The organism is Nonomuraea sp. NPDC004580 (genome assembly GCF_040609855.1).
Classification (GTDB): Bacteria; Actinomycetota; Actinomycetes; order Streptosporangiales; family Streptosporangiaceae; genus Nonomuraea; species Nonomuraea salmonea.
Map to the genome: position 1 here is coordinate 74,271 of NZ_JBEXLH010000011.1, position 21,441 is coordinate 95,711.

9 protein-coding genes are annotated in these 21,441 nt (G+C 74.3%); 4 read left to right on the top strand and 5 right to left on the bottom strand.

What is annotated here, in order from left to right; genetic code table 11:
- Positions 1-6: 6 nt before the first annotated feature.
- Positions 7-861, top strand: a complete 855-nt coding sequence (locus ABZW11_RS14605) for a TatD family hydrolase (protein WP_355416449.1) — start codon at positions 7-9, stop codon at positions 859-861.
- A 152-nt stretch (positions 862-1,013) separates the two neighbouring features.
- Positions 1,014-1,859 (top strand): ubiquitin-like domain-containing protein, encoded by an 846-nt coding sequence (locus ABZW11_RS14610; RefSeq protein ID WP_355416452.1) that lies wholly within the window; start codon positions 1,014-1,016, stop codon positions 1,857-1,859.
- Positions 1,860-1,875: 16 nt separating this feature from the next.
- Here ABZW11_RS14610 and ABZW11_RS14615 read toward each other — a convergent pair whose 3' ends face one another.
- Together ABZW11_RS14615 and ABZW11_RS14620 are read right to left on the bottom strand one after the other, a co-directional pair.
- On the bottom strand, positions 1,876-3,069 hold the full coding sequence (locus ABZW11_RS14615; protein WP_355416455.1) for an FG-GAP-like repeat-containing protein: 1,194 nt from the start codon (positions 3,067-3,069) through the stop codon (positions 1,876-1,878).
- Positions 3,066-5,162 carry a protein kinase gene (locus ABZW11_RS14620; RefSeq protein WP_355416687.1) on the bottom strand — a complete coding sequence of 699 codons (2,097 nt, stop codon included), beginning with the start codon at positions 5,160-5,162 and terminating at the stop codon, positions 3,066-3,068. Before ABZW11_RS14620 ends, ABZW11_RS14615 begins: the two co-directional genes overlap by 4 nt.
- A 70-nt stretch (positions 5,163-5,232) precedes the next feature.
- Here ABZW11_RS14620 and rsmA point away from each other — a divergent pair, with 70 nt between their 5' ends.
- A complete protein-coding gene (rsmA, locus tag ABZW11_RS14625) occupies positions 5,233-6,093 on the top strand; it encodes a 16S rRNA (adenine(1518)-N(6)/adenine(1519)-N(6))-dimethyltransferase RsmA (protein ID WP_355416458.1) in 861 nt (286 codons plus the stop codon).
- Here rsmA and ABZW11_RS14630 read toward each other — a convergent pair.
- From ABZW11_RS14630 to ABZW11_RS14640, 3 genes are read right to left on the bottom strand one after another with little or no spacing between them, the layout of a single operon-like run.
- Positions 6,090-7,109 carry a pyridoxal-phosphate dependent enzyme gene (locus ABZW11_RS14630; protein ID WP_355416461.1) on the bottom strand — a complete coding sequence of 340 codons (1,020 nt, stop codon included), beginning with the start codon at positions 7,107-7,109 and terminating at the stop codon, positions 6,090-6,092. The genes rsmA and ABZW11_RS14630 overlap by 4 nt on opposite strands.
- Positions 7,106-15,304 carry an amino acid adenylation domain-containing protein gene (locus tag ABZW11_RS14635; protein WP_355416464.1) on the bottom strand — a complete coding sequence of 2,733 codons (8,199 nt, stop codon included), beginning with the start codon at positions 15,302-15,304 and terminating at the stop codon, positions 7,106-7,108. Before ABZW11_RS14635 ends, ABZW11_RS14630 begins: the two co-directional genes overlap by 4 nt.
- On the bottom strand, positions 15,301-20,109 hold the full coding sequence (locus tag ABZW11_RS14640; RefSeq protein ID WP_355416467.1) for an amino acid adenylation domain-containing protein: 4,809 nt from the start codon (positions 20,107-20,109) through the stop codon (positions 15,301-15,303). The genes ABZW11_RS14635 and ABZW11_RS14640 overlap by 4 nt, the downstream gene beginning before the upstream one ends.
- Positions 20,110-20,907: 798 nt before the next feature.
- Here ABZW11_RS14640 and ABZW11_RS14645 point away from each other — a divergent pair.
- On the top strand, positions 20,908-21,441 hold the full coding sequence (locus ABZW11_RS14645; RefSeq protein WP_355416470.1) for an NlpC/P60 family protein: 534 nt from the start codon (positions 20,908-20,910) through the stop codon (positions 21,439-21,441).

Below are 21,441 nucleotides of genomic sequence, written 5' to 3' on the forward strand. Positions count from 1 at the left end.
GATCCTGTGAGCAAGCTTCCCGCCGCGCCTGAGCCGCTTTCCTCGCCCGTCTTCGACAGCCACTGCCACCTCGACATCATGGTGGGCAACCGGCAGGCGTCATCGGGCGACCCGGTGGCGCAGGCCGCGCAGGCGTCCGAGGCCAGCGTGCGCAGCATCCTCGCCGACGCCCGCGCGGTCGGGGTGACGCGGCTCGTCACGATCGGCTACGACCTCGCCTCCTCGCGCTGGAACGCCGACGCGGCGGCCGGGCACGACGACGTCTACGCCGGGGTGGCCATCCACCCCAACGAGGCCCACGCGGCCACCCCCGAGGTGCTCGCCGAGATCGAGGCGCTGGCCGGGCGGCCCGAGGTGCGGGCCGTCGGCGAGACCGGGCTCGACTACTACCGCGACTGGGCGAGCAAGGACGACCAGCACGCCGGCTTCCGCGCGCACATCGAGATCGCCAAGCGGACGGGAAAGGCGCTGGTCATCCACGACCGCGAGGCGCACGACGACGTGCTGAAGGTGCTGGCCGCCGAGGGGGCGCCGGACGTCGTGGTGTTCCACAGCTTCTCCGGGGACGCCGAGATGGCCAAAAAGTGTGCCGAGGCCGGATATTTCATGTCTTTCTCCGGGCCGGTGACGTACAAGAACGCCTCCTACCTGCGCGAGGCCGCCGCCGTCGCGCCCGCCGAGCTGATGCTGGTCGAGACCGACGCCCCCTACCTGCCGCCGGTCCCGCACCGGGGCAAGCCCAACGCGCCCTACCTCGTCCCGCTCACCCTGCGCTGCCTCGCCGAGGTCAAGAACGTCCATCCTGACCGGCTGTGCGAGGTGATCAGCGGCAACGGAGTCACGGTCTTCGGCGAGTGGTGACCATCTTTCGGTGAAGCTTTCCTGGCGCCCGCGCCGCCCCCGCTAGCGTTCGGGCCGTTTCCGGTTACTCGGAGGTGGCCCCGTTGCGAGGAAAGAGGCGTGCGCCCCGTCCGCCGATCCCGTGGCGTTCCCCGTGGACGCCCGTCGTCTGCGTGGCAGGCGCGGTGGCCGTCGGCGCGCTCGTCACCGTGTCGCTGCTCGTCAAAGAGGTGACGGTGATCGTGGACGGCGAGCGCAGGCCCGTCCATGCCATGGCGGTCACCGTCGGCGAGGTGCTCGATGACACCGGCGTGTCGCTGGGCTTCGGCGACGTCGTACGCCCGGCCGCCCACAGAGAGGTCTCCGACGGCGCCACCATCGAGGTACGCCGCGCGCGCCCCATCACGCTGACCCTCGACGGCCACACCAGCAGGCACCTCGTCACCGCCACCAACGTCGGCGACGCCCTCGCCGAGCTCGACCTCACCCCCGCCGCCGGGCGGCTGTCCGCGCCGCCCGCGTACGAGGTGCCGCTCGAAGGCATGTCCCTGACCTTCTACACGCGGCGCCAGGTGCACGTGATGACCGGTAACACCCGGCGCACCTCCCGCACCACCGCGAGGACCGTGCGCGGGGTGCTGCGCCGGCAGGGCATCCCGGTGCGGCGCGGCTACCTGGTCGATCCGCCGCTCGACAGCTTCCCCAAGGATGGGACGGTCATCACGGTCACGCCATCGCGTACCGTGCCGATTCCGCGCGACGTGGCCCGGCTCGACTGGAAGGCGCTGGCGGACTGCGAGTCGCACGGGGATCCGCTGGCGTACAACGCGGACGGGCCCTACTACGGGATGTACCAGTTCAGCCTGCCGGTGTGGGAGTCGGTGGGCGGGATGGGGCTGCCGTCCGAGTGGCCCGAGGAGGAGCAGACGTACCGGGCCCAGGTGCTCTACCAGCAGGTGGGCGGGCGGTGGCAGGGGCAGTGGCCGGCCTGCGGCGACCGCCTCTTCCCCACCACCTGACCCCCTGCGGCTCAGGTCAGCCGGCGAGGGAGACGCCGAAGTCGGCGCCCTTCGCGGGCTGGAGCGGCTGGAACGTCTCGGCGTTCCTGCCCGCCACCGCGACCCGGCCGTACGGCAGCGCGTCCGGCTGTCCCACGTACAGCCGGTTGCCGCTGAACGCCACCGACCAGCCGAACAGCCCGTCCGCGTCCTCCAGCCGCCGGTCCTCCTCCGCGTCCTTCCAGGAGACCACCCGCACGCCGCCCCCGGAGGGAGCGCCGATCGCCAGCCGCCCGTCCGCCGAGGCCGCCATCGAGAACCCGAACGCCTCCTTGCCCCCTTGCTCCACCCGCCGCACGGGCTTCCTGCCGGGGCCGAGCAGGTCGACGTAGCCGGGGCCTGGGGAGCTGATCGCGTACCCGGAGCCTTCGGCGTAGGCGACGGCGTAGCCGTACCGGTCGCCCGAGGCGCCGGTCGGGGAGTCGATCTTGGCCGTGGTGAGCTTCGCGGCCAGCACGTCGTCGATGAACACCACCGAGCCCGAGTCGATCTTCCCGTCCTCGACCTGGCGGCCCAGGCCGTCGTCGTTCTCGTACGGGACGCCGACGACCAGCGCGTTCTCCGGACCGAACGTCAGCGACCAGCCGAACTGGTCGCCGACCTCGCTGTTGCCCCGCACGTCCACGCTCTCCTGGCTGATGCGGCGCAGTTCGCCCGCGCCCTTGCGCACGTACACGGCGCCGGTGTCGGGCAGGTCTCCTTCGTCCTCGTACGGCGCCCCGATCGCCACCAGGTCGCCCCGGGCCGCCACCGACCAGCCGAAATGCCCGAACCGCTGCGGCTGCGTCGCGGTCAGGCGGAGCGGGGGAGCGGCCTGGCCGCCGTAGATCACGTACGCGGCGCCGGCGTCCTCGACGCCGTCCACGTCCGCGTACGGGGCTCCGACCACCAGGTCGGCGCAGCCGTCGCCGTTGACCTGCGCCAGGCGTACGGACCAGCCGAACCCGTCGCCCTTGGCCGGGCCCGGCACCGCGACCGGCACGACCTTGCCTGCCGACAGGACGTGCACGGCCCCCTTCTGCTCGTCCCCGAACGGGTCACCGACGACGACGTCGTCCACCCCGTCACCGTCGAAGTCCGCCGCACCCGCGCACGCGGACGTGCCGGCCATGGCCGGAACTCCCGTCATCGCCGCCAGCAGCCCGATGAGCAGCACCAACGCTCTGATCATCCCAGCGCCACCTCGATCTGCTGCCCGTTGTCGAGCATGGTCGCCGTCATCGTCACCGGCTTGCGGTAGGCCGCCATGTCGAACACGAACGCGCTGTCCAGCCGCCCGCCCGGCAGGATGGCCGGGGGCAGCGTGAGCGCGGCCGCGTCGTGCTCGCCGCCCCGGTCGTCCACCATCGTCACCACGGGCTGGACCAGCTCGCGCCGCTCGCCGCCCGGGTTGATCATCGTCCAGCGGACCACGCAGAGCTGCCCCTTGGTGGCCGACATGTCCTGGTACGTCGTCAGCCCGCACTCCGGCGCCACCGCCACGATCGCCACCGGGTCGTCGAAGTTCGGGCCGAGCGCGAACCTGCGGCCCACGTCATTGGGCTTCGTGCTGCCGGCGACCTGGGAGGGGGCGGCCTGGTTCGCGGTGATGGGCGTGTTACGGCCGGACGTCACGATCAGCACGGCCACCGTCACCACGATCGCCGCCACGGCAGCCACGGCGGCGATGAGCCACCGCGTACCCGGCGCGCGGGTGCCGTTGAGCGTGTCGGGCTCGTCGACGGGCGTGCCCAGCGGAGCCCGCGTCCCGGGCTGCGTCTCCGTGCCTAACTCTCGCCCAGGCAGAACACCCCCCGGCAGAGGCTCAGCGCCCGGCAGAGATCCAGCGCCCTGCAGAGATCCAGCGCCCGGCGGGGGTCCGCCACCTTGCCTGGCTTCACCGCGCGGGACGGGCCCGCTGTCCGACGCGGCTGCGCCGCCCCGGGACGGGGGCCCATCGTCCTGCGCGGGCCCACCGGCGAACGCCGCCGGTGCCGAGTCGGCGCCTCCTTGCGCCGTCTCGGCGTCTTGGCCGGCGTCCGGCTGGGAGGGCGCACCGTCCTCCTGGTCGGCTCCACGTGACCGCCTGCCGAAGGAGAAGAGCCCCAGCACCCGCCCGGCACCCGCAGGGGGTTCTGTCCGGTCGGGCACTTTCCAGCGGGCCAGCTCCTCCTTGGCCGCCTCTTCCTCGCGGCGCGCCCGCTCCTCGATGGACGCCTGGTCGTGTCCGGGCACGCTCGGCGAGGGATCCGCCGCACCGGCGCCGAAAGCCGCGGACTCTGGGGCGGCAGCCCCTGGCCTGCCCTTCACCCCGGTCGCGTCGCTCGGGGGTGGGGTGGTGAAGGTGGCGGTGATGTCGGGTTCGTTGACGACGTTCTGTGGCGGCTCCCATTCGCCGAGCATCTCGGTGGCCACCAGCGTCGGCGGGTCGGCGACCGGAGCGGCAGCCGCGGGGGCGGGGGCGGTGCCGCCCACCAGCGCGATCAGCAGGTCCTGGGCGCTGGGCCGGAGGGCGGCGTCCATGGAGGTGGCCCGGCGTACCAGCTCGTTGAGCGGCGCGGGCAGCGCCCCCAGGTCGGGCGGGTTGTTGAGCACGCGGGTGGCGAGCGTGATGGGGTCGCCGCGCCCGAACGGATGCCGCCCGTTCCCGGCATAAGCCACAAGACATCCCCACGCGAAGATGTCGGCCGCCGGACTGACGGCCTCCCCGCGTACCTGCTCGGGCGCCCACCACCCCGGACTGCCCAGCAGCTCGCCGGACATCGTGAACCCCGTCTCACGATCGAGCGCCCGCGCGATCCCGAAGTCGATCACGCGCGGCCCGGAGATGGACAGGATCACGTTCGCCGGCTTGAGGTCCCTGTGCACGAGCCCGGCGACGTGGATCGCCGCCAGCGCCGCCGCCACCCCCAGCGCCACGCCGTGCAGCGGCCCGGGATCGAGCGCCCCGTAGTTCGTGATCTGCGCGGACAGGGGAGTGCCCGCGATGTACTCGGTGACCATGTACGGCCGCCCGTCGCCGGTGTTGCCGTTGTCCAGCACCTGGGCCGTACAGAACGACGCCACCCGCCGGGCGTTCTCGACCTCGGCGTGGAAGCGCGCCGCGAACCCCTCCTGGTTGGCGAACTCCGCCTTCACCACCTTGAGCGCGACGAAACGTCCCGTCGGCGCGCGGGCGAGGAACACGGTCCCCATGCCGCCCTCGCCGAGGCGGCCCAGCAACCGGTACGGCCCGATCTCCCGCAGGTCGGTCGGCCGGAGCGGCGCGGCGCCCGTTGGCTCCATGAGGGACGTTCCTTCCTGTTCCACGCCATCCTCTCCTTTGATCTCCCCGTACGCCATCACACGTTCTTCGATGCGGGAGACTGGTTGGATGATGAGGCTGTTGGGCCCTGCAGAAATACGTATTTTGGCGGACAAGCTAGATCTTCGTCCGACAAAAAAGCTCGGGCAGAACTTCGTGATCGACGCCGGAACGGTCCGGCGCATCGTCCGCGTCGCCGATCTCTCCCCTGACGACGTGGTCATAGAGGTCGGGCCCGGCCTCGGCTCGCTCACCCTCGCGCTGCTGCCGTCGGCCGCTCACGTGGTCACCGTCGAGATCGACCCGGTGCTCGCCACCCAGCTCCCGCTCACGGTCGCCGACCGCGCCCCCGCCGGTGACCTGACGGTGGTCAACGCCGACGCGATGAAGGTCACACCCGACGACCTGGCCGGCCACGAGCCCACCGCGCTCGTGGCGAACCTGCCGTACAACGTGGCCGTCCCTGTGGTGCTGCACCTGCTGGAGGTGCTGCCGTCCCTGCGCAAGGGGCTGGTCATGGTGCAGTCGGAGGTGGCCGACCGGCTCGCGGCCGGCCCCGGCTCCAAGGTGTACGGCGTGCCGTCGGTCAAGGCCGCCTGGTACGCCGACGTCCGCAGGGCCGGGCCGGTCGGCCGCAGCGTCTTCTGGCCCGTGCCCAATGTCGACTCAGGGCTGGTGTCCCTGCTCCGCCGCGACCCGCCGCCCACGACGGCCACCCGCGAAGAGGTCTTCGAGGTCGTGGACGCCGCCTTCGCCCAGCGCCGCAAGACCCTCCGCGCCGCCCTGGCGACCTGGGCCGGCAGCCCGGCCGACGCCGAACGCGCCCTCCGCGCCGCCGGCGTGGGCCCCTCAGCCCGCGGCGAGCAGCTGGACGTCCACGCCTTCGCGCGCATAGCCGAGCACCGTCCCTAGCCCTGCTCGACGACCTCAGGCCGCATCGGTGGCTGCGCGCCGGTCGCGACGTCGCCGCCCGGCAGGACCGCCGGCGCCGCGCCGGTCGCGACGTTGCCCCCCGACAGGACCGCGACGACCGGTCCAGGCGGCAGGTGCGCCTGGTGGGCGAGGTAGCCGGCCGTGGCGACCGCGCCGCTGGGCTCGGCGCGTTCCCCCAGCTCCCGATGGAGCAGGCGGGCGGCGGCGTCGATGGCGTCCTCGGTCACGGTCACCATGTCGTCGACGTACCGGTGGATGTGCTCCCAGGCCAGCGCCCCCAGCACGGGAGCGCGCAGCCCGTCGGCCCGCGTGCGGTAGGTCAGCTCCACCGGCCACGCCGTCCGCGCACCCGACCGGAAGCTGGCCGCCCCGTCGGCGGCCAGCTCGGGCTCGACGCCGATCACCCGGATCGCCGGACCGGCGGCCTTGACCGCCACCGCGATCCCGGCCAGCAGCCCGCCGTTGCAGACGGGCACCAGGACGGACCCCGCGTCCGGCAGGTCGGGCACGATCTCGGCCCCCGCGCTGCCGTGCCCGGCGATGACGTCGAACGCGTCGGAGCCGATCACGGTGGCGCCGAACCGGTCGGCCAGCGCCAGGCAGGCCTCCTCCCGCAGGGCGGGCGGCACGATCACCACCTCGGCGCCGAGCCGGCGCGCCGCGCTCACCTTCAGCTCGGGAGCGGTGTCCGGCAGCACGACGGTCGCCCGCAGCCCCTGCTCGGCCGCCGCGTACGCGATGGCCTGGGCGTGGTTGCCCGACGACTGCGCGATCACGTGCCGGACGCCCTGCCGGGCCAGCCGGACGACGGCGTTGACCGCGCCGCGCACCTTGAACGAGCGGGTCGGCTGCCGGTTCTCCGGCTTGACCCAGAGCCGTTCGCCGGGCAGCCGCAGCAGCGGCGTGCGCCGCACGTACGGCGCGATGCGGGCCGCCGCCGCCCGGACGTCGGCGGCGGTGACCAGCGTCGTGCGCAGCACGTCTTCCACGCTCACGCGCTCAGCACCCTCTCCTGGATGGCGTCCAGGTCGGCCGCGGCCTCGGACGGCGGCGCGGCGTCGGGGACGACGTCCTCCAGGTGGTGCAGCGGCCGGTAGCGCAGCCCCAGCAGGCCCCACGCCACCAGGAACACGCCGCTGGCCAGCAGCACCGCCCCCGCGCCTGCGCCGGGACCGTCGGTGAAGCGCCCGGCCCACTCCGCCAGCGGGTCGGCGGCGAGGAAGCCGATCGGCTGCATGGCCGTGGCGATCATGATGTTCACCGCGAGCACCCGTCCCTGCAGCTCGGGACCCACCTTGACCTGGATGATCGACAGCCAGTGCGCGTTGCCGATGCTCATGCACGCCAGCCGGATGAACAGCCCGGCCGCGACCAGCCACACCACCGGCCACACGCCCATGAGCACAACGCCGATCCCCGACCCGGCGACGAAGCCGATCATGCCGGTGGCCCGCCGCCTGGTGCCGCCCCACACCAGCACCACGCCGGTGCCCAGGGCCGCGCCGACACCGCCGACGGCGGTCACCACGCCCAGGTCGGCGGAGTCGCCGATGGACAGCACGACCGGGGTGACGAGCACCCACATGAGGGCGGTGCAGAAGTTCACCACCGCGAAGTAGAGCGCCATCACCAGCAGCGGCCGCCGCCTGCGCAGGAACCGCCAGCCGCCGGTGAGCGCCGCCGTGAACGTCTCCTCGCGCCGGTGGAACAGCCGGTCGGGGAAGCGCACCAGCAGCAGCGTCACCACGCCGACCACGAACGTGGCGACGTCCACGGCCACCACCGCCGACAGCCCGAACAGGCCGATCAGCGCGCCGCCCGCCAGCGGCGCGACCACGTTGCCGATGCCAAAGCCCACGTTCGCCAGCGCGTTGGCCTGCGGCAGGTACGGCTTGGGCACCAGCTGCGCCACCGCCGCCAGCCACGCGGGCTGCTGGAACGCCGTCACGACAGAGGTCACGCCCACGATGGCGCAGACGCTCCAGAACCGCAGCTCGCCGGTCATCAGCAGCAGCACCAGCGCCGCCATGGCGAGCCCGGACAGCGCGTCGCAGGCCAGCATGATCGTGCGGCGGTCGACCCGGTCGGCCAGCGCGCCCCCCAGCGGGGTGAGCAGCACGGCCGGGATCTGCGCCAGCATCGTGACCAGCGCCAGATCCAGGATCTCGCCGCTGAGCTGGTAGGCCCACACGCCGAGCGCGAACGAGCTGAGCGCCGTGCCGAGGCCCGAGACGATCTGCCCGGCCGCGACCGTGTAGAAGGGCCACAGCCTGGTGCGCTCCGGCGGGCGTACCGGATCGGGCAGTGCGCCCGCCGACCAGCGCGTCAGGCGCTCCAGCACCAGGGCGGCCAGCGGCTCGGCCTGGTGGCGCAGGAAGTAGTGGCCGGCCCTGGGCAGCACGGCCCGCTCCACCCGGGGCGAGAACGCGGCCCATTCGGCGTAGCGCTCCTCGTGCAACTCGGTGGCGCGGTCACGCTCACCGACCAGGCTGAGTATCGGGGCGCGCAGCGGCGCGCCCTCGCCGGCCAGCTCCCGGGTGAACCACTCCTGCGCCTGGTCGGCGTCGTGCCGCATCGCGCGTACGGCGGTGCGCTTGGCGTCCTCGTCCATGTCGTCGAGCAGGCCGCCCGAGGCGCGCAACGCGTCACGGAACATCCGGTCCGACACCCAGCGGTCGCCGCCGAACAGCCGCTTGATCGCCCCGGGCAGCCGTGCGGCGGGGAAGCTCGCGGCGGCGATGACGCCCAGCACGGGCACGCCGTCCGCCTCCAGCCGGCGCGCGAGCGCGACGGCGGCCGCCGAGCCCACGCAGTGGCCGTAGATCGCGACCGGCCCCGACGCGCTCGCCGCCACCTCGGCGGCCAGCACGTCCACCAGCTCCTCCAGCGGCAGCGGCGGCTCGTCGGGGCGGGCGGGGTCGTGGCCGGGCAACTCGGCGGAGAGCACCTCCACCCGGTCGCCCAGCGCCTTGGCCAGCGGCTGGTAGACCACCGCGGAACCGCCGCCGTACGGCACGCACACCAGAGTGAACTCGCTGGTCCGCCCGCCGCCCAGGCGATGCAGCAGCCCGCCCCGCTCCTCGGCGCCGTCCTCGCGGCCGAGGAACGCGGCCAGATCGGCCACCGTGGGCCGGGTGAACAGGTCGATCACCCGCAGCCCGCGGCCGATCTGGGTGACCGCGCGGACCGCGGCGAACGAGTCGCCGCCGAGGGCGAAGAAGTCGTCGCCCGCCCCCACCCGCTCCACGTCGAGCACCTGGGCGAAGACCGCGGCGACCAGCTCCTCGTTCGGCGTCGACGGCGGCGCGTACGCGGCCTGCTCCGCCACCGGCTCGGGCAGCGCGGCCCTGTCGATCTTCCCGTTCGGGTTGAGCGGCAGCCGGTCGAGCGCCACGACGTGCGCCGGCACCATGTAGTCGGGCAGCCGTTCGCGCAGCGCCGAGCGTACGGCCGCGGCCTCCACGGTCGCGGGCGTCACCCACGCGGCGAGCTGCCTGGCCTTGCCCTCGCCGACGGGCAGCACCACGGCCTCGGCGACCTGCGGCAGCGCCCGCAGCGCGGTGGTGACCTCGCCCAGCTCCACGCGGTAGCCGCGGACCTTGACCTGGTCGTCCACCCGGCCGCGGAACTCGACGTGCCCGTCGGAGGTGACGCGCAGCAGGTCGCCGCTGCGGTAGCAGCGTCCGTCCCCGGTCAGCGGGTCGGGGACGAAGCGTTCCGCGGTCAGCTCGGGCCGGCCGATGTAGCCGCGGGTGACGCCGGGGCCGCCGACCACCAGCTCACCGGGCACGCCGGGCGGCACGGGGCGCAGCGCCGCGTCCACCAGGTGGCCGTACACGCCGGGCAGCGGACGGCCCAGCGGCACGATGCCGGTCCGCCGGTCGGCCGGGATCTCCTCGGTGTCGCACACCAGGCAGATCATCGTGGACTCGGTGTGACCGTAGTGGCTCTGGAGCCGCAGCCCTGGCCGGGTCGCCCTGGCCCGCTCCACCAGGTCCCACGGGCACGCCTCGCCCGCCAGGATCAGCAGCTCGCGCGGCAGCACGGCGGCCAGGTCGCCGCCCGAGGCCAGCAGCTCCAGGTGGCTCGGCACGCACTTGACGACGTCCACCCGGTGCTCGGCCAGGTAGCCGGCGAACGCGGCCGGGTCCATCGCGGTCTCGCGCGGCACCAGGTGCACCGTCCCGCCCGTGGTCAGCGCGCCGAACACGCAGGTCAGGCCGAAGTCGGCGGCGGGCGTCGAGACCACCGCGAACGATCCGCCCGGCACGCCGATGCGCGGCAGCATGCCGCCCAGGTAGTTCAGCACGCCGCCGTGCTCGGCGGCCACCGCCTTGGGCGTGCCCGTCGACCCCGACGTGAAGATCACGTGGTGCAGGTGCTCGGGCCGTACGTCCACCTCAGGGCGGGTGTCGGGCAGGGACGGCGGCCGGTCGAGCGCCAGCACCCGCCTGCCCTTCCCGATCAGCGGCGCGAACTCGCTCACCGTCACCACGGCCCGCACCCCGGCGGCCTCCAGCATCGCGGCGATCCGCGCCGCCGGGTACGCCGGGTCCATCGGCAGGTAGCCGCCGCCCGACTTCTGGATGCCGAACAACGCGCACGCCAGGTCGGCCCCCGGCTCCAGCAGCACGCCGACCGGCTCGTCCGCGCCTACCCCGGCCTCCAGGAGCCAGTGCGCGATCCGGTTCGCGGCCGACTCCAGCTCCCCGTACGTCAGGGCGCGGTCGCCGCCCACCACCGCGGGAGCGCCGGGGGTCTCATCCACCCAGCGCTCGATCAGGTGGTGCACCGCCCCGGCGGGCGGCTCGGGCGGCGGCCCGCCGTCCACGACAGGCCCGGTCACCGGCTCCAGCGGCACCGCGCCCACCGGCGTGTCCAGGTCGGCGAGCAGCCCGTCGAGCAGGGAGACGTACCAGCGGGTCAGCTTGTCCGCGGTGCCCGGCTCGAACAGGTCCGTCCGGTACGCGAGCCCGCCCCGCAGCGGCGCGCCAGGACCCTCGTCCACGACGTGCCAGCTCAGGTCGAACTTGGTGGTCAGCTCCGGCAGCTGGATCTCGGACGCCTCCAGACCCGGCAGCTCGGGCCTGGCCACGCCGGAGATGTAGTTGAGCATCACCTGGAACAGCGGCGTGGCCGCCAGGTTACGCTCCGGCCGCAGCCGGTCCACCACCCGGTCGAACGGCGTGCCCGCGTGCGCGAGCGCGCCCAGCGCGGACTCCCGCGCGCGGGCCAGCAGGTCGCGGCCCGTCGGGTCGCCGCCCACGTCGGTCCGCACGACGACCGTGTTGAGGAAGCAGCCCACCACGCCTTCGGTGCCGGGGTGGTCGCGGCCGGAGACCGGCACGCCGACCGCGATGTCCGCGCTCGCCGACAGCCTCGCCAGCAGCGCCTGCAGCCCGGCCAGCAGCACGATGAACGGCGTGGACCGGTAGGCGGTGGCCACCGCCCTGACCCGCTCGCTCAGCGCGGCCGGCAGCTCCAGGTCCAGCGCGGCACCCCCGGGGTCCGGGACGGCGGGGCGCGGGTGGTCGGTGGGCAGGTCGAGCACCGGCGGCAGGCCGTCCAGATGCCCGGCCCACCAGTCCAGGTCGGCCGGGTCGGGGACCGGCGACACCTCGGCGTACTGCGCGGGCGGCGGGTCCAGTGGGGGACGCAGGCCGAGGCGGGCGGCGTACAGGCCGGACAGTTCGTCGAGCAGCAGCCCGCGCGTCCACGCGTCGGTGGCGATGTGGTGGAAGGTGAGCGACAGCACGTGCTCGTCGTCATCCACGGCCAACAGCACCGCGCGCATCGGTGGCTCGCGGTCCAGGGCGAACGGGGCCGCGAGGTGCGTGGCCAGCAGGTCCTCGACCTCCGGCCGGGCCACGCGGGCGGTGGACACGGGCACCTCGCCGGCGTCACGTACCACCATCGCGGGCTCGGCGCCGGAGGCGTCCACCACGCTGCGCAGCACGTGGTGCCGCTCGGCGAGGTCGCGTACCGCGCCCAGCAGCGCCTCCGCCCGCAGCGGGCCGCGCAGCCGCAGCGCCACCGGGACGTTGTACGCGCTGCTGTCCGGTTCGAGCTGCGCCAGGAACCACAGCCTGGCCTGCACCCCGGACAGCGGCACCGGCCCATTCACCGGCCCATTCATCGGCCCATACATCGGCCCGTCCACCGGCGCCCGCCGCACCCGTTCGGCGCCGGCCGGGCGGGGGAGCGCGGCGGCCAGGTCGGCCAGCACCGGATGCTCGAACAGCAGCCGCACCGGCACCGCCGCGCCCAGCCGCTCCCGCAGCCGCCCGGCCACCCTGGTCGCCGCGAACGAGTGCCCGCCGAGCGCGAAGAAGTCGTCGTCCGCCCACACCTCGGCGAGCCCGAGCACCTCGGCCCAGACCTCGCCCACCAGGCGTTCGGCGGGCGTGCCCAGCGGCACCCGCACCGCGGGCCCCGCCTCGGGCTCGGGCAGCGCGGCCCTGTCCACCTTGCCGTTCGGGGTGAGCGGCAGGGCCTCCAGCACGCCGATCGCGGTCGGCACCATGTAGTCGGGCAGCCGCTCGCGCAGCGCCGCCCGCACCTCGGCGACGTTCACGGTCGCCGGCGTCACCCAGGCGGCCAGCCGGCGCTCCAGGCCGGCGCCGACCGGCTGCACGTACGCCTCGGCGACCTGCGGCAGGGCACGCAACGCGGCGGTGACCTCGCCCAGTTCGACGCGGAAACCGCGGACCTTCACCTGGTCGTCGATCCGGCCCAGGAACTCGACCAGCCCGTCACCCGTCACCCTGACGCGGTCGCCGGTGCGGTACCAGCCGCCGGTGAAGCGCTCCGCGGTGAGGTCGGGGCGGCCCAGGTAGCCGCGCGCCACGCTGGGCCCGCCGATCCACAGCTCGCCCGGCACGCCGGCCGGCAGCGCCCGCCCCGACGGGTCGGCGACCCGGCACACCACGTCGGGCAGCGGCCGGCCCAGCGGCGCCCGCCCGGGGGCGCTCTCGCTCGCGTCGCAGGCCAGCACCGACACCGTGGTCTCGGTGGGGCCGTAGTGGATCTGCACCTCCAGGCCGGGCCGCGCCGCGCGGACCCGCGCCACCAGGTCGGCCGGCACCGCCTCACCGGCCAGAACCAGCAGCTTCCGCGGCAGCGCGGCGGTGCCGAGGAGTTCGAGCTGGCTGGGCACCATCTTGATCGCGTCCACCGGGTGTGCCGCCAGGCGGGCGGCGAACGCGGCCGGGTCGGTGGCCGTCTCGTGGTCGATCAGGTGGAGGGTGGCGCCCGTGGTCAGCGCGCACCACACGTTCGTCATGCCGAGGTCGGCGGCGGCGGTGGACACCAGCGCGAACGAGGTCAGCCCCTCGGGGAGCGCCTCGGCCACCGCGCCGAGGTAGTGCGTGATGTGCCGGTGCTCGACCGCGACCCCCTTCGGCCGCCCGGTCGAGCCCGAGGTGTAGATCACGTACGCCAGGTGCTCAGGCCGTACGGCCACGTCGGGACGGTCGCGCGACGCGTCCGCGGCGGCGGCGAGCTCGGCGTCCGTGAGCACGATCCGCGCCCCGGCGTCGGCCACCACCGCCTCGTTGCGCCGCTCCGGATAGACCGGGTCGAGCGGCAGGTAGGCGGCGCCCGCCTTGAGCACGCCGAGCATGGCGACCACCAGCTCGGGCCGCCGCTCCAGCAGCACGCCGACCGGCTCGTCCGGGCGCACACCGCGCGCCAGCAGCCAATGGGCCACCTGGTTGGCGCGGCGGTCCAGCTCCGCGTAGCTGAGCGAGCCGACCGCGACCGCGTCGGGGCGGGCGTCGGCCACCCGCTCGACCAGCGCGTGCAGCGGCACGTCCACGGGCAGGTCCGTGGCGGGGCCGCGCAGGTCGTCGCCGGCCGGCAGCCGCACCGGCGCGCCGGGGTCGGTGAGCATGCCGTCGAGCAGCTCCAGGTACCAGGCGACGAGGCGTCGCACGGTCGCCTCGTCGAACAGGTCGGTCCGGTACCGTAACTCGCCCGAGAAGCCGGTGCCGTCGTCGCCGAGCTCCAGGTTCAGGTCGAACTTCGCGGTCGGCGCGGCCGTCGTCCCCGCCTCGGTCTCCAGCCCGGGCAGCGACACCGGCGCGCCGGTCTCATAGACGTTCAGCATCACCTGGAACAGCGGAGTGACCGCGAGGTTCCGGTCCGGCCGCAGCCGCTCCACCACCCGCTCGAACGGCGTGCCGGCGTGCGCGTACGCGTCCAGCGCCGCCGTACGCGCGCGGGCCAGCAGCTCGGCGCCGGTCGGATCGCCCGAGGTGTCGCCGCGCACCACCAGCGTGTTGACGAAGCAGCCGACGACCCGCTCGGCGTCGGGGTGGTGACGTCCCGCGTGCGGCACGCCCACGGCGATGTCGTCCACACCGGACAGGCGGCTCAGCAACGCCTGCAAACCGGCCAGGAACACCATGAAAGGCGACGTCCCCGCCACCGCGCGCACCTTCGCCGCCAGCGGCGCCGGCACCTCCACCGGCACCGCCGCACCCTCCCACCCGGGGACGGGCGGGCGCGGGCGGGCGAGCGGCAGGTCGAGCACCGGCGGCAGGCCCGCCAAGTGCCCGGCCCACCAGTCGAGGTCGGTATCAGGCCGGTCGGCCTCCCACGCGGCCACGTCCGCGTACTGCAGGGCAGGGGGAGCGGGGGGCGGCTCCAGGCCGAGGCGGGCGGCGTACAGGCGGGCGAGATCCTCCAGCAGCACGCGCTCCGACCAGGCGTCGGTGGCGATGTGGTGCAGGGTGAGCGCCAGCACGCACTCGTCGTCGGCGACCCGGAACACCGTGGCGCGCAGGGGCGGCTCGGCGTCCAGCCGGAACGGCCGCCAGGCGTGCTCATCGAGCTCGCGCTCCAGGTCGGCCGGATCCACGACGGGCACGTGCACGTCGCCGACGGGGCGAACCCGGCCGTCCTCGATCACGCCGCGCAGGATCCAGTGCCGCTCGGCCAGGTCCGCCACCGCGCCGGTGAGGGCGTCGACGTCCACCGGGCCGCGCAGCCGCAGCGTCAGCGGCACGTTGTACGCCGGCGTGTCCGGCTCCAGCTGGGCCAGGAACCACAGCCGCTCCTGCGCGGGCGACAGCGGCATGTCCGTGGCCGACGTCGCCGGGATGCCAGGGGCCTGCTCCGCCTGCTTCAGCGCGGCAGCGAGCCTGGACCGGACCAGGCCGGCGATCCGGTCCTCACGTACCTCGGTCATCCCTCGTTCCCCTCCATCAGCTCGGCGGCCAGCAGCTCCTCCAGCGCGACGGCGAAGTCGGCGAGCACCGGGCGGTCGAACAACAACCGCACCGGCACCGCGACCTGCAACATCTCGCGCAGGCGCGCGGCCACCCTGGTCGCGGCGAACGAGGCGCCGCCGAGGGCGAAGAAGTCGTCGCCGGCCCAGACCTCGGGCCGTTCGAGCACCTCGGCCCAGACGGCGGCCACCAGCAGCTCGGCGTCGGTGGCCGGCGCGACCCGTGCCGGGTCGGGGCCGGTGTCAGGCTCGGGCAGCGCGGCGCGGTCCACCTTGCCGCTGGACAGCGTGGGCAGGGCCGGCAGGGCGACCCAGCGGCGCGGCACCATGTGGCCGGGCAGCCTGGAACGGGCGTGCCGCTCGATCGCGGCCAGGTCCGCCGTCTCCGGCGTGACGTAGCCGACCAGGTGGGCGTGCGCTTCCGTGCCCGTCTCCGTGCCCGCCACGGTCACCGCGGCCTCGGTGAGCTCGCGCAGCACGGCCTCGATCTCGCCCAGCTCGATCCGGTAGCCGCGGACCTTCACCTGGTGGTCGCGGCGGCCGTGGAACTCCAGCGTCCCGTCCTGCCGCCAGCGCGCCAGGTCGCCCGTACGGTAGCAGCGGCCGCCCGGCGTGAACGGGTCCGCCACGAAGGCGGCCTCGGTCAGGCCGGGTCTGCCCCGATAGCCGCGCGCCACGCCGGCCCCGCCCAGCAGCAGCTCGCCGACCGCGCCCGGCGGCACCAGCCGCAGGTGCGCGTCCACCACGTACGCCCGCTCGCCCGGCATCGGCGACCCGATCGGCACCCGGTCGCCCTCGTGCGGGCGCACCCGGTGCAGCGTCGAGGTGACGGTGGTCTCGGTGGGGCCGTACGCGTTCCACAGCTCGCCGACGCGCAGCAGGATCTGCTCGGCCAGCGCCGGGTCCAGCGCCTCACCGCCGGCGACGGCGCGCAGCCCGGGACCGCCCGTCCAGCCAGCCGCCAGCAGCATCCGGTACGACGTCGGCACCAGGTCGACCACCGTGGCCCCGCTCGTGGTGATCAGCTCAGCCAGCGCATGCCCGTCCTCGGCCGTGGTCCTGTCCACCATCACGGACGTGCCGCCGGCGGCCAGGACGCTCCACAGCTCGGAGGCGAAGGCGTCGAAGCTCAGCGGCGAGACCGCGGGCTGCACGTCGGCCGGGCCGAGCCGGAGCGTCTGGATCATGCCGGCCACGAGTGCGGCCAGGCCGTCGTGCGTCACTTCGACGCCCTTGGGGGCTCCGGTGGAGCCGGAGGTGTAGGTGAGGTACGCCAGATCGTCGGCACGAACCTCCGGCAGCTCCGCGCGAGGACCCGCCGCAAGCCGATCCGCATCGAGCATCACCGGCCCGTCCAGTACGGCATCAGACGCACCCGCTTGAGGCGCGTCCACCTCAGAGGGCGCTTCAGAGGGCGCTTCAGATGGCACTTCGGAGGGTGTTTCGCCGCGGGTGAGCACCACGCGGGCGCCCGCGTCCGCGGTCAGCAGGCGCAGGCGCTCGGCCGGGTGGTCCAGGTCAAGCGGCAGGTACGCCGCCCCCGCCCGCCACACGCCCAGCAGCACCGCGGGCACCATCAGGTCACGCGGCACGCGGACGCCGACCACGTCCCCCCGAGACACCCCGTGCGCCAGCAGCCCGGCCGCGATCCGGTCGGCGCGGTCGTTCAGCTCGGCGTGGCTCAGCGCCGCGCCGTCAGGCCCGACCACCGCCGTGCCCGTCGTGTGCGCGGCGAGCGCCACCGGCACCGGCGGCACGTCGTCGGGCAGCCGCGGCCCGGCCGCGCGGGCCAGCAGCGCGGCGCGCTCGTCCGGGGTGACCCGTTCGAACGCGGCGATCCCCAGGTCAGGCTCGGCCACGGCGCGCCGCAGCAGGTACAGCAGCCGGTCGAGGTACGCCTCGGCCGTCTCCCTGCAGAGCAGCGCGACCGCGTACTCCAGGTGCAGCTCGGAGCCCTCCACCGTACGGTTGACGAGGACGCTGAACTCGTGCACCGCCGCGCCCGAGCCCACCTCGGTCAGCAGGTCGAGACAGCCGGCCCGCACGGGCACCTCGGCGTGCTGCATGGCCAGCAGCACGGGGGAGCGGGGCAGCTCGGCGGGCGGGATCTCCTGATGCACCAGCGCCCGCGTCGCGGCCTCCCCGGCCTGCCTGACCAGGTCGCGGAAGGTCGGCGCGGCGTCCGGCCGCAGCCGTACCGGCACGGTGTCGATGAGCGGCCCGACGATCCTGGCCAGCTCCGGCTCGGCGCGCCGCGCCGCGACCATGCCGACCAGTGTGTCGGGCTCTCCGGAGGTCAGGGCGAGAGCGGCGAGGTACACCGCGTACGGGGTCGTGCCGCACGCCCGGGCCAGCGCCGCCACGCCGTCCGTGAACTCCTCGGACAGCGCCCTGATCACCCGGCCCGTCGTCAGGTCGGCGGGCGGCGGCCCCGCCACCGGCGCGCCCGCCAGCGCGTCCCGCCAGAACTCCCGCAGCCGCGCGAGGTCAGGCCGGTCCTCCTGCTCGCGTACCGCCACGTCGCCGAGCTGCACCGCGGGCTCGGGAACGTGCTCGCCCGCCAGCTCGGCGGCCAGCTCCTCCATCAGCACGCCCACGGAACCGCCGTCGAAGGCGAGGTGATCGGTCACGAGCACCAGCTCGGCCACGTCGTCCCCCGCGGGGCAGAGGCTCGCGCGCAGCAGCGGCACCTCGCTCGTCACGTCGAACACGTGCTCCGCCGCGGCCCTCGCCGTCTTCACCGGGTCCGCGCCCACCGGGTGCTCGACCAGGGGGACGGGGACGGGCGGGTGCACGACCGCGTACGGGACGCCGTCCGCACCGACGGCGACCGCGCTGCGCAGGGCCTCGTGCCGGCGCAGGACCGCGTCGAGCGCCGAGCGCAGCGGCGCGCTCCCGCCGAGACCGCGCACGCGCAGCCGTACCGACACGGTGGTGACCGGGCTGTGCGGGTGCAGCTGGCGCAGCGTCCAGAACTCGCGCTGCGCGGCGGTGAGCGGGTGCCGGGTCGCGCCGGTCCGCCGCAGCGGCGCCGATCCTGGCTCGCGCAGGCGCGCCGCCATCCCCGCCGCGGTCGGCTCGATCAGGAACGAGGCCAGCGGCACGGTGTGCCCGAGCCGCCGGGACAGCTCGATCACCACCCGGGCGGCGGCCAGCGAGTGCCCGCCCAGGTCGGCGAACCGGTCGTGCACGCCCACCTCGGGCAGGCCGAGCACGTCCGCGATCACCTCGGCCACCAGGCGCTCGTCGTCCGTGCGCGGCGCGACAGGCGCCTCGCTCCCCGTACGGGCGGGGCGCAGCTTGGGCAGGGCCGCGCGATCCACCTTGCCCATGGGGGCGATCGGCAGCTCGTCGGCCACGCCGATCCTGGCCGGTACCAGGTGGTCGGGCAGGCGGTCGCGCAGCCAGTCGCGCAGCTCGGGCTCGCTCACGCCCCGGGCCTCCACGTGCCCGACGAGGTAGGCGATGCCGTCGTCGTCCGTGTGCGCGAGCACCACCGCGCGGCGCACGGCGGGGTGACGTTCCAGCGCCGACTCGACCTCGCCCAGCTCCACCCGGTAGCCGCGGATCTTGACCTGGTCGTCGGCGCGGCCCACGTACCGCAGCTCGCCGTCCACCCACCGCACGAGGTCGCCGCTGCGGTAGACGCGGGAGCCGTCCGGCTCGGTGCGGAACGCCTGCGACTCGTGGCCCAGGTAGCCGCGGGTGACGCCGGGGCCGCCGATCCACAGCTCGCCCACTTCTCCGTCCGCGACCGGCCCGCCGTCGGCGTCGCGGATGCTGAGCAGCGCGTTCGCCATGGGGCCGCCCAACGGGGGGTCGCCCTCGTGGCCGCGGCGCACGTCGTACATGGTGCTGCCGGTGGTGCACTCGGTGGGGCCGTACATGTTGAGCACGCGGCGCACGCCCGGGTTCGCGAACGCGCGCGCGACCAGGGAGGCGGTCAGCCGCTCGCCGCCGGACAGCACCATGCGCACGCCCTCCGGCAGCGGCTCGCGCAGCAGCACCGACAGCGCCGACGGGACGCCGAAGACCGTGCGCACCTCGTCGCGGGCCGGCAGCGTCGGCAGCGCAAGGATGCTGTCCGCCATGATCACGGTTCCGCCCGCGGACAGCGGGGTGAAGATCTGCGTGATCGAGGCGTCGAAGCAGATGGAGGAGCCGGCCAGCATGCCGCTCAACTCCTCCGCCGTGTAGGCGGACGCCTCCCAGCGCACCAGGTTCAGGGTGTTGCGGTGCTCCACGACCACGCCCTTGGGCCGGCCGGTGGAGCCCGAGGTGTAGATGACGTACGCGGCGTCACTCGGCTCGCCCGGCACCTCGGGGCCGTGCTCGGCGGGCGTCGTGTCGTCGACGAGCACGGTGGCGGCGCCGGTCAGGGACGCGGTGTCGCGCTTGGCCGCCGAGGTGACCACCACCTGCGCGCCTGAGTCCTCGGCCATGAAACGTAACCGCTCCGCCGGGTAGGCCGTGTCGAGCGGCACGTACGCCGCGCCCGCCTTCAGCACCCCGATCAGCGCGGGCACCAGCCACTCGTCGCGGTCCAGGCAGATCCCCGCCAGGTCGCCGCGCCCGACGCCCTGCGCCTTGAGAGCGTTGGCGACCCCGTTGGCCATGCGGTCGACCTCGGAGTAGGTGAGCCGCTTCGTGCCCGCGACGACGGCGACGCGATCGGGCGTACGCCGGCGCTGCACTTCCAGGGCCTCGTGGAGCCGGCCGGGCAGGCCAGTGAGAGGGCGGTTCGCGCCCGTCGCATCCGTGTTCATATGTCCTTCTTTCGAGCAAGGGTCAAACGTGCCCGGGTGGGCGGCTGCGCCCGCTCCTCCAGAGCGGCACGCGGGCCGGGCGAGGTCGTCGCCGGGCGCGCGGGGTCGCGCGGGCGGTTCACCGTCGCGTGATAGGCGCGGTCGTTCGCCGCGCGAGGTCGTTCTCCTTTAGGTCATTTTGTCCGCAGAAGATCATTATGCTCCGCAAGCAGCATCGGTGATCTGCCTTGCCGTTCACTTGGAATCCGCCGATATGCCGCTTGCACGTCAAATCGCCGCAACTCCAGCGAACAGGTCTCAACTGGACGGACTTCGAACGCCGAGGAACCCCCGCACCCCGACCTCCCCGTCCCGCCACCCTCACCGCCAGGAACCCGCTCCGCAGTTCCCTCGGTAACAGGCCCGCCCACCCCGCTGAACGCCGAAACCGACACCGCCGGCGCCCGCGCCGGTGTCATCAGCGCCCGCGCCGGTGTCACCGGCGGTCGTGTTGGTGTCACCGCCGGTCAAGCTGGTGTCACCGGGGGTCGAGTCGGCGTCACCGGCGGTCCAAGCTGGTGTCGTCCGCCGCCGAGCCGGTGGGTTCGCGGCCGTGCGGCTTCGCTGGTGGCGAGGTCGGTGCTGCCGGTGGCGCGATAGTCACGACCGATCCCGACTTCCGATGGATGTGGTCTACGACCGCATCCACAGGCGGCCATCCTCGCGCCCCGCTGTCCCCAGAACCACGTTCGGGCCAATCCCGACCACGACCAGCCCCGCATCCTGGCCTCCCACCCCCGATCACCCTGGGAGACACCGATGACCAAGCACTCCGTGTTCCTCTGGCTCACCCTCCACCCCGCCCTGCTCATCTCCTTCGTCACAGCTCTCCTGACCACCGCCACCACCCCCGCTCAAGCGGCGGCCACGAAGAAGGCCCTGACAAGAGGACAGATCGCCGCCGCAGCCGCCCTGACCCAGCTGGGCGTCTCCTTCTCCTGGGGCGGAGGCTCCTCCAAAGGCCCCACCTTGGGCATTGGCCGGGGCTCGAGAACCCGGGGCTTCGACTGCAGCGGTCTGACTCTCTACGCCTGGTCCAGAGCCGGCGTGCGCCTCAGCCACTACACAGGAGCCCAATACCGCCAAGGCCGCCGCATCCCGCTAGCCGCCCGCCGTACCGGCGACCTGCTCTTCTTCGGAGGCGGCACCGGCGCCCCCACCCACGTCGCCCTCTACCTCGGCCGCGACCTCATGATCCACGCCCCGAAAACCGGCGACGTGGTCAGAAAGACCCGCTTCCTCAACATCCCCTACTACCGCGCGACGTTCAGAGGCGCCGTCCGCCCAGGCTGA